A 14216-nucleotide genomic window follows, 5' to 3' on the forward strand; every position below is an offset into this window, starting at 1 on the left:
TAACTTGCTTATGAATAGAAAGTGAAGGAAGAAATAAAGTTATTTCCATAGCTAACCCGCATAGACAAGTACATAATAATAAAATCCAAAATAATTTATCACCATGCGTCATTTTTCTAATCGCTTTACATAAGCAATAGCAAGAAAAAAGTGCAGCGAAACAGAATAAGAAAAGAATCCCGATTTCTTTTATATTCGACTCATTTGGTATAAGGAATATCCAAAGAGCAAATATAAATATGTATATTATGACAGATTGTATATACTTTTTTTGATTAATCATATTATGACTCCGTTTCAATAAAGTTGAATCTCGGGGAGAAAATGCTAATTTAAATAATAGCATATAAAACAGAATGTTTTTTACTATAAAAATTACTTTTTTGAAAAAATGGTGCAAAGTTACAATTTACCACTGTAACATTGCACCACCTATTCTTTTCATTCCTCTTATAGCAGAAAGTTCATCTATTAATTGGAATAGTGCTAAGTCTTTTTGTTTACTTTCAATCATAATATCGAAATTATGATTGTGTTTTTTTGCAATGTGTAAGAAAGGCTTAATAAACTCTAAATCGATATATTCAGCATGAGCCCTAAATTCTTTTTCCGATCTCGGGGAGGAAATGTGAACTTTAGGAGAGATATTTGTATGTGACCAAGTTTCAAAAATTGCAGGAAGCAACTCTTCTAGTGGTTCCTCGCAAAGATTGGCCATATGATGATGATAATCAAATACAAATGGAATATTTTCTTTTTGGCAAATGGATAAAGTTTCAGCGGTTGTATAGGTTTTATCATCATTTTCAAGAGTCATTTGTTTTTTTATATGTGTAGGAAGTTTTTTTATGTTTTCATGGAAGCGCTCAATTGCCTTTTCTTTATTTCCATAGGCTCCACCTACATGAATATTAATGTAAGAAGAATCTGCAATGCCTATAGCATCCAATATTTTATAATGATAAGTCATATCCGTAATAGCGTTAGTAGTAATATGTGGTTTGTCGCTTGTAAATAGCGTAAATTGATTCGGATGAAAACTTATTCGTAAATTGTGTTCTTTAATTAAAGCCCCTATTTTATGCCAAAGTGGTGTGAATACCCCAATATAGTCAAACTCGACTTCGGGATGTGTTGCAAGTGGGACGATGGAAGACGATAGGCGATATAGTGGGATTTCATGTGCTATATTGTAATGAAGGATACGTATTGTGTGCTCTAAATTTTGCCTTATAACATGGTACAGTTTGTCTTCTCGTTCTTGCTTGCTAAGTTTCTTAAAGCTTGTAAACGTCATTGTTTTGGCAGGAGAACAGTCCCAGAGTGCCATTGCATGTGAGACATATCCAAACCGTATAATCATATGAGATACACCTCTTTTATTCATTGTCTTTCCTATAAAAAGAAAGCAAACATTGTTCCAATCCATTCCTTTCCTCTATCGATAAGAGAAGGCGGGTTTACATCGCTATAGGAAAGTACGGATGCATTCTCTAGATCTTCATGGAATTTATTTTTTACTGTTTGAATGAAATGTTTATTATATAACAGGCAGTTTATTTCATGATTAATATATAAACTTCTCATATCAAAGTTTGCCGTTCCGATATCACAAATATTATCGTCCACTATAATAATTTTGGCGTGAAAAAACCCTTGTTGAAATGCATAAATATTGCAACCAGCCTGTATTAATTTTCGGCAGTACGGGAATTTTGCTTCCCGAACGAGAGGGTGATCAGCTTTTTCTGGAACAAGAATTGTGATTTGAACCCCTCTTTCTCTTGCTTTTAATAAGGCATTCATAATTTTTTTTCCAGGAATGAAATATGGTGTACCGATACAGATTTCTTTTTTTGCCGCGTTAATTAAATGTAAAAAAGTATGCTGTAAATAAGCACCATCAGTCGGAATAAATTGATGCAAGATGGTACCTGGTTGTTGTTTTGGAAAATAAAGAGAAGCATCCAATAAATTCTGTTTCGTATCATCAAACCAATCATGCAAAAATTGCTTTTGTAAATCTTGAACCCCTTCTCCTGTAAGACGTAAATGATAGTCTCGCCATAATCCTAAGTGTTCATTATGCCCTAGATACTCTTCGCCAATATTAAATCCCCCGATATAGCCGGTTTTCCCATCAATCACTGTAATTTTTCTATGATTTCTTTGATTGGCAGAAAAGAAAGGAAGAGGAAATTTTACCTTATGACAAAATGAAAAAGATACACCATGTTTTTGCAGGGAGCGAATAGCTTCGTTTGATAAAGAATGGCTGCCAAATCGATCAAGTAAAAGTCGTACTTCAATTCCTTCCTGAGCCTTATCAATCAACAAATTTAAAAATTCACGACTGATTTTATCGTTTTTTACAATGAAGAATAAAATATGAATGTGGTGCTGTGCTTGTTTTATATCAGTAAATAAAGCGTCATATAAATCTTTCCCATATGTATAAAGGTGAAAATCACTTTGACGTAAAGGGAAAGTGCGAGAGCTTACCCGTTTTAAATGAAGAAGTCTCCCGTATGAAAGGTCAATTGTAATCCAAAGAGCAACGGATATTAACAAAAGAGATAAGTAGAGCATCAGTGAATTCCCTCCTTCGCATTCTTTTCACCTTCAGTATGTTACAAATGATACGGGTAGCACGGCTGTTATTATAAATTTCTTTAGAGGATAGATGTTGTACTGGTTAAAGTTTCACTTTACCCCGCTTTAACGGGCAGTAAGCTTCCTATTTCAAAAATTGATGAATAAGCAGAAGCTAGTTAGGAAATCAACTGCCCATAAAAGCCCGATTGGTTCAACTAATAATCAGCGGGGGAAGAACCGCCCCTACTGATTAAAGTTTCACTTTATAGTTTCACCGAAATAAACAGCTTTATGAAAAAATGTGTTGTTCTATAACAAAAAACTGTTGACTGAATGCTCACTCATTATATAATGGGGATAGGGGATATAATTCAGAAAATTATATATTTTTGAAGATTCAAAAAGAAAGAGGGCTTACAAAGAGAGGGGTAGCATAAAAATGAATAGCTTACTGATTATTAATTGGCTGGCTGCCATTGCTGTTATTGCTTATGCAGGATATTTGTTTGTATATCTTATACGGACGAGAATGGCCTACATACAATTAGGAAAAAAAATTGAGTTTGACCGTCGTTTTAAAGAGCGTTGGGATCTCCTTAAGGTCAATGTTTTCGGTCAGAAAAAGCTGCTGAAAGATAAGAAAAGTGGCATCATTCACGTTATGTTCTTTTACGGATTTATTCTTGTCCAATTTGGAGCAATTGACTTCGTTTGGAAAGGACTCGCACCAGGATCACATCTTCCACTTGGACCACTATACCCTGCATTTACATTCTTCCAGGAAATTGTCACACTTGTTATTTTAATTGCAGTATTTTGGGCTTTTCATAGACGTTATGTAGAAAAGCTTGTTCGTTTAAAACGTAACTTCAAATCAGGTCTTGTTCTTATTTTTATCGGTGGTTTAATGATTTCTGTGCTACTTGGTAACGGTATGGGACTTATATGGCATGGCGAGGAGCTTTCATGGAGTGAACCAATTGCTTCTGCAATCGCTTACGTTTTTAGCGGGATAAATGAAACCGTAGCCATTTCAGTGTTCTATTTTTCTTGGTGGGTGCATTTACTAATTTTGTTAACGTTTTTAGTGTATGTTCCACAATCAAAACATGCGCATTTAATTGCAGGACCAGCTAATGTATTCTTCGGTCGTCTTTCAAACCCAGGGAAGCTTGAAAAGATTGATTTTGAAGATGAAACGCAAGAAACATTTGGAGTTGGTAAAATCGAAGACTTTAGACAAAATCAACTTATTGACTTATACGCTTGTGTAGAGTGTGGCCGTTGTACAAATATGTGTCCGGCAACAGGAACAGGAAAAATGTTATCACCGATGGACTTAATTTTAAAACTTCGCGATCATTTAACTGATAAAGGAGCTGCGGTAACATCAAAAGCACCGTGGGTTCCAGTAGTTGCCTTCAATAATACACAAGGAAATCAGTTAGCGATGATGGCAGCTGGAAAAGGGCAACAAGAATCAGCGTCTACAACGCTCGCTTACGATCCGAGTTTAATCGGAGATGTTATTACAGAAGAAGAGATTTGGGCATGTACAACGTGTCGTAACTGTGAAGATCAATGCCCAGTTATGAATGAGCATGTTGACAAAATTATTGACTTACGTCGATATCTCGTTTTGACTGAAGGGAAAATGGACGCGGAAGCACAACGCGCGATGACAAATATCGAGCGTCAAGGAAATCCGTGGGGGCTGAACCGTAAAGAGCGTGAAACATGGCGCCAAGGTGATGACGAAGTAACAGTTCCAACTGTAAAAGAAAAATCAAAAGCTGGGGAGGAATTCGAGTATTTATTCTGGGTTGGTTCAATGGGATCATACGACAATCGTAGTCAGAAGATTGCGATATCGTTTGCGAAGTTAATGAACGAAGCAGGCATTTCATTCGCAATTCTCGGTAATAAAGAAAAGAATTCTGGAGATACACCACGCCGCCTTGGAAATGAATTTGTATTCCAAGAGATGGCGACAAAGAATATCGAAGAATTTGAAAAGGCAGGAGTGAAGAAAATCGTTACGATTGATCCTCATGCTTATAACACATTTAAAAATGAGTATCCGGACTTTGGCTTGCAAGCAGAAGTCTATCATCATACAGAATTGTTAGCTCAGTGGGTGAAAGAAGGGCGCTTAAAGCCTGTTCACGCTATTGAAGAAACAGTTACGTACCATGATTCCTGTTATTTAGGAAGATACAACGAAGTGTATGAAGCGCCACGTGACATTTTGAAAGCGATTCCTGGAGTGAATCTTGTAGAAATGGCACGTAACCGTGAAACGGGAATGTGCTGTGGCGCAGGTGGTGGCTTAATGTGGATGGAAGAAACAACAGGTTCACGTATTAACGTTGCTCGTACAGAACAAGCATTAGCTGTACAGCCATCCATTATCGGTACAGGTTGTCCATATTGCTTAACGATGATCAGTGATGGAACGAAAGCGAAAGAGGTAGAAGAGAAGGTTCAAACTCTTGATGTGACAGAGATTTTAGAACGATCTGTTATCGGACAGAAAAAAGAAGCGATGTAGTTTGCAAGAATGTATACAACTTTAGAAAGAGGTGCAATGATTGCACCTCTTCTCAACGTAGGGATACCGAGCGAGCGCTCAGTGTTAAAAAATGAAATGGGGGAAAGAAACATGAGTAAAACAGTTATTTTAAGTGCTGCAAGAACACCAGTTGGAAAATTTGGAGGATCTTTAAAAGATGTAAAAGCGACGGAACTTGGAGGAATTGCAATTAAAGCAGCGCTTGAAAGAGCAAATGTTGCGGCTAGTGATGTTGAAGAAGTTATATTTGGAACGGTTATTCAAGGTGGACAGGGGCAAATTCCATCGCGCCAAGCTGCAAGGGCTGCTGGAATCCCATGGGAAGTGCAGACGGAAACAGTGAATAAAGTTTGTGCATCAGGACTTCGTGCGGTTACGTTGGCGGATCAGATTATTCGTACTGGCGATCAATCACTAATTGTAGCTGGCGGTATGGAGTCGATGAGTAACAGTCCTTACATTTTACGCGGAGCAAGATGGGGATACAGAATGGGCAATAACGAAGTTGTTGATTTAAACGTTGCTGACGGTTTAACATGTGCATTTTCAGGTACACACATGGGCGTTTATGGCGGAGAAGTTGCGAAGGAAGATGGAATTTCTCGCGAAGCGCAAGATGAATGGGCATATCGTAGCCATCAGCGTGCGGTTTCAGCACATAAAGAAGGGCGTTTTGAAGAGGAAATCGTGCCAGTAACGATTCCGCAAAGAAAAGGCGATCCTATTGTCGTTGCAAAGGATGAGGCGCCACGTGAAGATACAACGATTGAAAAGTTAGCAAAGTTAAAACCTGTATTTGATAAGACAGCGACGGTGACAGCTGGTAATGCGCCGGGACTAAATGATGGTGGTGCCGCACTTGTATTAATGAGCGAAGACAGAGCGAAGCAAGAAGGAAGAAAGCCATTAGCGACAATTTTGGCGCATACAGCAATTGCAGTGGAATCTAAAGATTTCCCAAGAACGCCAGGTTATGCAATTAACGCATTGCTTGAAAAAACAGGCAAGAAAATTGAAGACATCGATTTATTCGAGATTAATGAAGCATTTGCAGCGGTAGCAATTGCAAGTACAGAAATCGCAGGAATTGATCCGGAAAAATTGAATGTAAATGGCGGCGCGGTAGCGATGGGACATCCAATTGGAGCAAGCGGAGCGCGCATTATCGTTACACTAATCCATGCACTTAAGCAGAGCGGCGGCGGAATTGGAATTGCTTCGATTTGTAGCGGTGGCGGTCAAGGGGACGCAGTGATGATTGAAGTCCACTAATTAAAGTTCGAGGGTATAAAATTTATTAACAATTAAGGGGGAAGAAAAAATGGGTGTACAAAACATTGTTGTAATTGGTGCAGGGCAAATGGGATCAGGAATTGCACAAGTATGTGCAATGGCAGGATATGACGTGAAGGTACAAGATTTAAAGCAAGAGCAATTAGATAGAGGAATGGCTATCATTACGAAAAACTTAGCGCGCCAAGTAGAAAAAGGACGTATGAAGGAAGAAGAGAAGGAAGCGACATTAAATCGTCTTACAGTAACGCTTGATTTAGATTGTGTGAAAGAAGCGGATCTTATTATTGAAGCAGCTGTTGAGAAAATGGATATTAAAAAGAAAATCTTTGCGAATCTAGATGAAATTTCTCCAGAACACGCAATTTTAGCGACGAATACGTCATCTCTGCCAATTACAGAAATTGCAGCGGTAACGAAGCGTCCGGAAAAAGTAATCGGTATGCACTTTATGAATCCAGTTCCAGTTATGAAGCTTGTTGAGATTATTCGTGGTTTGGCTACCGATGATGCGGTATATGAAGCAATTGAAGATATTACGAAAAAAATTGGGAAAGTACCAGTTGAAGTGAATGATTTCCCAGGTTTTGTATCAAACCGCATTTTACTACCGATGATTAACGAAGCAATTTATACGTTATATGAAGGTGTAGCGACGAAAGAAGCAATTGATGAAGTCATGAAGCTTGGTATGAACCATCCGATGGGGCCTTTGACACTCGCTGATTTTATCGGTTTAGATACGTGTTTATACATTATGGAAGTGTTGCATGAAGGATTAGGAGATAGTAAATATCGCCCATGTCCATTATTACGTAAGTATGTGAATGCAGGATGGTTAGGGCGTAAAACAGGTCGTGGATTCTACGTTTACGAATAAATGCCCCCTTTGTTACAACATAGTGGTCTTACCAAATTATTTAAAGGATATATAGCAAATGGAGGCGGAATATATGAACTTTCGTTTTAATGAAGAGCAGCAAATGATGAGGAAAATGGTTCGGGATTTTGCACAGAAGGAAATAGCTCCCTTTGTTCCTAGTATGGAACAAGGGGTGTTCCCGAAAGAGATTTTGCAAAAGATGGGTGAGCTTGGATTAATGGGTATTCCAGCGCCTGCAAAATACGGCGGGGCAGAAATGGACTTTATTTCTTACATTCTAGCAATTGAGGAAATCTCAAAGGTAAGTGCAACAGTTGGTGTAATTTTAGCTGTACATACGTCAGTTGGAATGAATCCGATTTTATATTTTGGAACAGAAGAACAGAAGAAAAAATATGTTTCTAAACTTGCAACCGGGGAATATTTAGGTGCATTTGCTTTAACAGAGCCAAATGCAGGATCAGATGCAGGGAGTTTGAAATCAAGAGCTGTGAAAAAAGGTGATCATTATATTATTAATGGATCGAAAGTGTTTATTACAAATGGTGGTGAAGCAAGTACATACATTGTATTCGCTTCTACAAATCCAGAGGCAGGAAAAAGTGGTATTTCTGCATTTATAGTAGAGAAAGATACACCTGGTTTAATCATTGGAAAAGATGAACATAAGATGGGACTTCTCGGTTCTCGTACAGTACAACTTACTTTTGAAGATATGAAAGTGCCAGCTGAGAATTTACTTGGGGAAGAAGGACAAGGATTCAAAGTGGCGATGGCGAATTTAGATGTTGGGCGAATTGGAATCGGTGCGCAGGCTTTAGGAATTGCTGAAGCGGCGCTTGGCTGTGCAATTGATTATGCAAAAGAAAGAGAGCAATTCGGGAAGCCAATTGCGGCGCAGCAAGGGATTGGCTTCAAGCTTGCAGATATGGCAACAAGTGTCGAGGCAGCAAGGTTACTCGTATATAGAGCGGCATCTCTTAGGGCACAAGGATTACCATGCGGTAAAGAAGCATCTATTGCGAAATTATTTGCTTCTAAGACAGCGGTTGAAGTCGCGATTGAGGCGGTGCAAGTATTTGGTGGTTACGGTTATACGAAAGACTATCCAGTAGAACGATTTTTCCGTGATGCGAAAATTACGCAAATATATGAAGGAACAAGTGAAATACAGAAACTTGTTATTAGCCGTGCTTTATAAAAGAGCGAGGGGGAGACGGAGATGCATTTTAAACTATCAGAAGAACATGAAATGATAAGAAAAATGGTTCGAGATTTTGCTAAAAATGAAGTGGCACCAACAGCAGCTGAGCGTGATGAAGAAGAGCGATTTGATCGAGAGTTATTTGATCAAATGGCAGAGCTTGGTTTAACTGGTATTCCATGGCCTGAAGAGTACGGTGGAATTGGAAGCGATTACTTAGCATACGTAATCGCTATTGAAGAATTATCTCGCGTTTGTGCTTCAACAGGTGTAACACTGTCTGCGCATACTTCACTTGCGGGATGGCCAATTTTTAAATTTGGGACGGAAGAGCAAAAGCAAAAGTTTTTACGGCCGATGGCTGAAGGGAAGAAAATTGGTGCATACGGCTTAACGGAACCAGGATCTGGATCGGATGCTGGTGGAATGAAGACAATCGCAAAGAGAGATGGCGATCATTATATTTTAAATGGATCAAAAATTTTCATTACAAATGGCGGTATTGCTGATATTTATGTTGTTTTTGCGCTAACTGATCCTGAATCGAAGCAGCGCGGTACGAGTGCATTTATTGTAGAAAGTGATACACCGGGATTTTCAGTTGGGAAGAAGGAGAGCAAGCTAGGGATTCGCTCTTCACCAACGACTGAAATTATGTTTGAAGATTGCCGTATTCCTGTAGAGAATCTACTTGGAGGAGAGGGGCAAGGGTTTAAAGTTGCGATGCAAACATTAGATGGAGGTCGTAACGGTATTGCGGCGCAAGCTGTTGGGATTGCACAAGGGGCTTTAGATGCTTCTGTAGAATATGCAAGGGAGCGCCATCAGTTTGGAAAACCAATTGCGGCGCAGCAAGGGATTGGCTTTAAACTTGCGGATATGGCAACAGATGTAGAAGCAGCACGCCTTTTAACATATCAAGCGGCTTGGCTTGAATCAGAAGGGCTTCCGTATGGAAAAGAATCAGCGATGTCAAAAGTATTTGCAGGAGATACAGCGATGAAGGTGACGACTGAAGCGGTGCAAGTATTTGGTGGTTACGGTTATACGAAAGATTATCCAGTAGAGCGTTATATGCGAGATGCAAAGATTACACAAATATATGAAGGAACACAAGAGATTCAGAGGCTTGTAATTTCTCGTATGTTAACGAAGTAGGAACGAAAGCGTAGGTATTTTCCTACGCTTTTTCCTTCCAAAAAATAATAGAGAGAGGTGAAGGGAATGGTTAAACATAATGTGCATGCATCGGTGAAAGATGAAAAATTAGTTGCGTTAAGACGTGAACAAATGATTAAAGGTGCGGTGCAACTGTTTAAACAAAAAGGATTTCCGCGTACAACAACGAGAGAGATTGCAAAAGCGGCTGGGTTTAGTATAGGGACACTTTATGAGTACATTCGTACCAAAGATGATGTTTTATATTTAGTTTGTGATAGTATATATGAACATGTAAAAGAAAGATTAGAGGAAGTAGTGTGTACAGAAAAAGGGAGTATAGAAAGTTTAAAGATAGCAATAACGAATTACTTTAAAGTGATGGACGAATTACAGGAAGAAGTATTGATAATGTATCAAGAGGTACGCTTTTTACCGAAAGAATCACTTCCGTATGTATTAGAAAAGGAGTTTCAAATGGTAGGAATGTTCGAGAATATTTTAGAACAGTGTACGGAAAATGGAACATTTACATTAAATAAAAAAGAAATACAGCTTCTTGCGCATAATATTTTTATACAAGGACAGATGTGGGGATTTAGACGCTGGGCGCTGCAAAAACTGTATACGCTCGAAGAATATACAGAAATGCAAATTAGGTATGTATTGCAAGGGGCCCATATGCTTCCGAAATAAGGAACAGACAAATTATAATTTTACTACCCTATAAAAAGTTTCCCGTTTTTTTTGTAGCATATTTGTGCGACTTTTGTTTATAATGAATAGTATGGATTTTTTTAAGCAGGCCGTTATATATAAGGTTATATTTGATGAAAGGAAGTGCCGCATAAGTGGATTTTAAGCAATATTCACCAGAAGAGCTAAAAGAATGTTCAATGATTGAAGTTGTACATAGCGTTTTAGGGGATAAAAAACAAGCAACGACATTCAACGAGTTGGTTCAAGAAATCGCTCAAGTGCTGGGACTATCTCAAGAGCAAGTTAATGCGAAAATCGCACAATTTTATACAGACTTAAACATCGATGGACGTTTCATTAATTTAGGAGAAAATCGTTGGGGACTACGCAGCTGGTACCCATATGAGCAAATTGATGAAGAAATCTTGCCTCAACCAAAACCGAAGAAGAAACGTAAAGTTGAAGAAGACGGTTTTGACGACTACATTGAAGAAGACGAAGATGACTTCGACGATGCAGACGTAAGTGAAGATGAAGACGATGTAGAAGATTTGGACAAGGTTCTTGAAGAAGAAGACGGAGATGACGACGATCTTGATGATTTAGACGAAGATGACGACGACTTCGCTGAAGAAGAACTTGAGTATGATGAAACTGAAGAAGAAGAAGAGGAAGAACTGTAGTTCTTGACTTTTCATTATCGTCCATGTAGAATCATTTTTGGGCTCTTTAAAAAAGGACGATAATACTTTTAAAGTGTAAATATAAAAGAAAATTGCTCCCTACTTATTACTTTTTGTGATGAGGGGAGCAATTTTCTTTTTTGTTTTTTGTTTAGAAAATAAAAAGAGTCTAACAATAAGATGGATACAGTGTTATCTACATACGTTGCGCTTTGCAACGGTGATTATATAACAGCAAAATAGAAGGGAGCTTTTTCATGACTAAGTATATTTTTGTAACAGGCGGTGTAGTATCGTCTTTAGGAAAAGGTATTACAGCAGCATCTCTTGGAAGACTTTTAAAAAATCGTGGTTTAAACGTAACGATTCAAAAGTTTGATCCATACATTAACGTAGACCCAGGGACTATGAGCCCATACCAACACGGTGAGGTATTCGTAACAGATGATGGCGCAGAAACTGACTTAGACCTTGGTCACTATGAGCGTTTCATCGACATTAACTTAAACAAATACAGCAACGTAACAACAGGTAAAATTTACTCTTCAGTTCTTCAAAAAGAGCGTCGCGGTGAATATTTAGGAGGAACAGTTCAAGTTATTCCTCATATTACTAACGAAATTAAAGAACGCGTATATCGTTCTGGTCGTGAAACAAATGCGGATGTTGTTATTACAGAAATCGGTGGAACTGTTGGTGATATCGAGTCTCTACCATTCTTAGAAGCAATCCGTCAAATTAAGAGCGACATCGGTCGTGACAATGTAATGTACATTCACTGTACGTTAATCCCGTACTTAAAAGCAGCGGGTGAAATGAAGACAAAACCAACACAACATAGTGTTAAAGAACTTCGTAGCTTAGGTATTCAACCAAACATTATCGTTGTTCGTACAGAAATGCCTGTTTCTCAAGATATGAAAGACAAGCTTGCATTATTCTGTGACATCGATACAAAAGCAGTTATCGAAGCTCGCGATGCAGATACTTTATATGCGGTTCCATTATCTCTTCAAGAACAAAACATGGACCAAATCGTTTGTGACCACTTAAAATTAGACAATCCAGCTGCAGATATGACAGAGTGGACTGCGCTAGTTAACAAAGTGCGTAATCTTTCTAAGAAAACAAAAATCGCTCTTGTTGGTAAATATGTAGAACTTCAAGATGCTTATATTTCTGTTGTAGAAGCACTTCGTCATGCTGGTTACTCATTCGACACAGATGTAGAAGTAAAATGGGTAAATGCTGAGCACGTAACAGCAGAAAACGTAAAAGAATTAGTTGGCGATACAGATGGTATCCTTGTACCAGGTGGCTTCGGCGATCGTGGTGTAGAAGGTAAAATCGTTGCGATTCAATATGCTCGTGAAAACAAAGTTCCATTCTTAGGAATTTGCTTAGGTATGCAACTTGCATCAATCGAATTCGCACGTAATGTATTAGGTTTAGAAGGTGCTAACTCTTCTGAAATCAACCCTGACACACCATATGCAATCATCGACTTATTACCAGAACAAAAAGATGTAGAGGACCTAGGTGGTACACTTCGTCTTGGTCTATACCCATGTAAGCTTGCTGAAGAAACAAATGCTTACAATGCTTATAATGAACCGGTTGTATATGAGCGTCATCGTCATCGTTATGAGTTCAACAACCAGTTCCGTCCTGATATGGAAAAAGAAGGATTTGTATTCTCTGGTACAAGCCCAGACGGCCGTCTAGTTGAAATCATTGAATTAAAAGACCACCCTTGGTTCGTGGCAGCACAGTTCCACCCAGAACTTGTTTCTCGTCCAAACCGTCCACAACCATTGTTCCATGACTTCGTAAGAGCTTCTATTACGAATAAAGAGAGCAAGTAATAAAAAAAGCGCCTGAAATAAGGCGCTTTTTTTAATATTCATTTAACATTTCATCGATTGTAAATTTGATTCCGTGATAAGCAAATAAAGCTACTATTAAACTTGGGAATCCGTAGCGATTACCTTCATCGTCTGGAATAAGACCTTTTAACAGTTTTGTATCAATATGTACGTCTGTATATCGTTCGAGTGATTCCGTACCTTCTTGAAGAGCAGAAATGCCGACAATAGAGTGTCCCTCTTCTTGTAGTTTTTTTGCAATTTCTACAACCGCTTCATCTGTTGAAAAACGGCTAATAAGAAGTACACGATCCGCAGAAGTTACTTCTACTTCTTTACCATTTTCAAATAAGCGTTTTGCTTGCTTCATTGGTTCAGCACCGAATAGTGCCTCGGCAACAACGCCTTCCATTTCATTTGTACCATGTAAATAAATGAAACCATCGCCAACTAGTGCTTGAGCAAGTAAACGAGCACTATCTTCTATATTCATTTCTTCTTTTTGAGAAACTCTGGAGAAATAACCACTTAATTGAGTTGAAAAAATTTTTAACATAATGTTACTCCCTTCGTACGTGTTTGCCGGCTTTCATTATAGTTTATTTTTTTAGAAAGGTGAAATCGTAGGGTAGCATAACAAAATAGGAAACGGTAAAATAAGAAAGAATAGGAAGGAATTTGCCAAAGAATAGCGAAAATAAATCGTTAAGATATAAGAAGCTTTAAATCTTGTACTTACACAGAAAGGTTGGGAATTATGGAAGGTAAAATTTTAATCGTTGATGATCAATATGGGATTCGTGTGCTATTACATGAAGTGTTCCAAAAAGAAGGTTATCAGACATTCCAAGCAGCAAATGGATTTCAAGCTTTAGATATCGTGAAAAAAGATAATCCAGATTTAGTAGTGTTAGATATGAAAATTCCAGGCATGGATGGTATAGAGATTTTAAAGCATGTAAAAGAAATTGATGAGAGTATTAAAGTAATTTTAATGACTGCTTATGGAGAGCTTGATATGATCCAAGAAGCAAAAGATTTAGGTGCTTTAATGCATTTTGCTAAACCATTTGATATTGATGAAATTCGTCAAGCTGTGAGAAATGAGCTCGCTGTAGAGGCGTAAAAATGAATTTTTTATAAAAAATATGGAAAAAAGCGTTTACATGGACTATTGTGCAGGTGAATACGGTTGAGTTTTTGAGTACAAGTTGTTATCCTATTGAGTGTAGAAAAAAGTCCGGTATGTAGATATACATATTTT

General features: G+C 38.1%; 13 protein-coding genes. 9 read left to right on the forward strand and 4 right to left on the reverse strand.

Going from position 1 to position 14216, the window contains the following annotated elements:
• The 3 genes from ABWK52_RS02950 to cls all read right to left on the reverse strand — a co-directional run.
• The coding region (locus ABWK52_RS02950; RefSeq protein WP_353771871.1) for a DUF4084 domain-containing protein at positions 1 to 283 on the reverse strand (283 nt) is incomplete at its 3' end.
• Between the two features lie 126 nt (positions 284 to 409).
• A complete protein-coding gene (gene uvsE / locus ABWK52_RS02955; RefSeq protein ID WP_098507851.1) occupies positions 410 to 1363 on the reverse strand; it encodes a UV DNA damage repair endonuclease UvsE in 954 nt (317 codons plus the stop codon).
• A 32-nt stretch (positions 1364 to 1395) separates the two neighbouring features.
• Complete coding sequence (gene cls, locus ABWK52_RS02960; RefSeq protein ID WP_097797090.1) at positions 1396 to 2589, reverse strand: cardiolipin synthase; 1194 nt, start codon at positions 2587 to 2589, stop codon at positions 1396 to 1398.
• Positions 2590 to 3034: 445 nt separating this feature from the next.
• Here cls and ABWK52_RS02965 point away from each other — a divergent pair, with 445 nt between their 5' ends.
• The 8 genes from ABWK52_RS02965 (at position 3035) to pyrG (ending at position 12952) form a co-directional block, all read left to right on the forward strand.
• Positions 3035 to 5146 (forward strand): heterodisulfide reductase-related iron-sulfur binding cluster, encoded by a 2112-nt coding sequence (locus tag ABWK52_RS02965; protein WP_001086776.1) that lies wholly within the window; start codon positions 3035 to 3037, stop codon positions 5144 to 5146.
• Positions 5147 to 5155: 9 nt separating this feature from the next.
• Positions 5156 to 6439: an acetyl-CoA C-acetyltransferase gene (locus ABWK52_RS02970; RefSeq protein WP_141537382.1), complete on the forward strand. Its 1284-nt coding sequence runs from the start codon at positions 5156 to 5158 to the stop codon at positions 6437 to 6439.
• A 49-nt stretch (positions 6440 to 6488) separates the two neighbouring features.
• Positions 6489 to 7340, forward strand: a complete 852-nt coding sequence (locus tag ABWK52_RS02975; RefSeq protein ID WP_353771872.1) for a 3-hydroxybutyryl-CoA dehydrogenase — start codon at positions 6489 to 6491, stop codon at positions 7338 to 7340.
• Between the two features lie 73 nt (positions 7341 to 7413).
• The gene (locus ABWK52_RS02980; protein ID WP_001011179.1) at positions 7414 to 8544 is read left to right on the forward strand and encodes an acyl-CoA dehydrogenase; all 1131 of its coding nucleotides are present in this window, start codon (positions 7414 to 7416) and stop codon (positions 8542 to 8544) included.
• A 21-nt stretch (positions 8545 to 8565) separates the two neighbouring features.
• Complete coding sequence (gene acdA / locus ABWK52_RS02985; protein ID WP_050822179.1) at positions 8566 to 9705, forward strand: acyl-CoA dehydrogenase AcdA; 1140 nt, start codon at positions 8566 to 8568, stop codon at positions 9703 to 9705.
• A 66-nt stretch (positions 9706 to 9771) separates the two neighbouring features.
• Complete coding sequence (locus ABWK52_RS02990; protein WP_000238599.1) at positions 9772 to 10401, forward strand: TetR/AcrR family transcriptional regulator; 630 nt, start codon at positions 9772 to 9774, stop codon at positions 10399 to 10401.
• Positions 10402 to 10556: 155 nt separating this feature from the next.
• Complete coding sequence (gene rpoE, locus ABWK52_RS02995; RefSeq protein ID WP_000346280.1) at positions 10557 to 11087, forward strand: DNA-directed RNA polymerase subunit delta; 531 nt, start codon at positions 10557 to 10559, stop codon at positions 11085 to 11087.
• A 257-nt stretch (positions 11088 to 11344) separates the two neighbouring features.
• Positions 11345 to 12952 carry a CTP synthase gene (gene pyrG / locus ABWK52_RS03000; RefSeq protein WP_000170460.1) on the forward strand — a complete coding sequence of 536 codons (1608 nt, stop codon included), beginning with the start codon at positions 11345 to 11347 and terminating at the stop codon, positions 12950 to 12952.
• Positions 12953 to 12983: 31 nt separating this feature from the next.
• Here pyrG and ABWK52_RS03005 read toward each other — a convergent pair whose 3' ends face one another.
• Positions 12984 to 13508, reverse strand: coding sequence for a DUF2529 domain-containing protein (locus tag ABWK52_RS03005; protein ID WP_000912404.1), 525 nt, complete (start codon positions 13506 to 13508; stop codon positions 12984 to 12986).
• Positions 13509 to 13709: 201 nt separating this feature from the next.
• Between ABWK52_RS03005 and spo0F the strand changes: the two genes are divergently transcribed.
• The gene (spo0F, locus tag ABWK52_RS03010; RefSeq protein ID WP_000398594.1) at positions 13710 to 14078 is read left to right on the forward strand and encodes a sporulation initiation phosphotransferase Spo0F; all 369 of its coding nucleotides are present in this window, start codon (positions 13710 to 13712) and stop codon (positions 14076 to 14078) included.
• The last annotated feature ends 138 nt before the right edge of the window (positions 14079 to 14216 follow it).

Origin of the sequence: Bacillus sp. AP50 (genome assembly GCF_040492675.1) — a bacterium.
In the GTDB taxonomy this organism is placed as follows: domain Bacteria; phylum Bacillota; class Bacilli; order Bacillales; family Bacillaceae_G; genus Bacillus_A; species Bacillus_A cereus.

Excerpts from the sequence above, each read along its gene's own strand:
- uvsE (WP_098507851.1), bottom strand. The coding sequence starts at position 1,363 with ATGATTATACGGTTTGGATATGTCTCACATGCAATGGCACTCTGGGAC.
- cls (WP_097797090.1), bottom strand. The coding sequence starts at position 2,589 with ATGCTCTACTTATCTCTTTTGTTAATATCCGTTGCTCTTTGGATTACA.
- ABWK52_RS02965 (WP_001086776.1), top strand. The coding sequence starts at position 3,035 with ATGAATAGCTTACTGATTATTAATTGGCTGGCTGCCATTGCTGTTATT.
- ABWK52_RS02970 (WP_141537382.1), top strand. The coding sequence starts at position 5,156 with ATGTATACAACTTTAGAAAGAGGTGCAATGATTGCACCTCTTCTCAAC.
- ABWK52_RS02975 (WP_353771872.1), top strand. The coding sequence starts at position 6,489 with ATGGGTGTACAAAACATTGTTGTAATTGGTGCAGGGCAAATGGGATCA.
- ABWK52_RS02980 (WP_001011179.1), top strand. The coding sequence starts at position 7,414 with ATGAACTTTCGTTTTAATGAAGAGCAGCAAATGATGAGGAAAATGGTT.
- acdA (WP_050822179.1), top strand. The coding sequence starts at position 8,566 with ATGCATTTTAAACTATCAGAAGAACATGAAATGATAAGAAAAATGGTT.
- ABWK52_RS02990 (WP_000238599.1), top strand. The coding sequence starts at position 9,772 with ATGGTTAAACATAATGTGCATGCATCGGTGAAAGATGAAAAATTAGTT.
- pyrG (WP_000170460.1), top strand. The coding sequence starts at position 11,345 with ATGACTAAGTATATTTTTGTAACAGGCGGTGTAGTATCGTCTTTAGGA.
- ABWK52_RS03005 (WP_000912404.1), bottom strand. The coding sequence starts at position 13,508 with ATGTTAAAAATTTTTTCAACTCAATTAAGTGGTTATTTCTCCAGAGTT.
- spo0F (WP_000398594.1), top strand. The coding sequence starts at position 13,710 with ATGGAAGGTAAAATTTTAATCGTTGATGATCAATATGGGATTCGTGTG.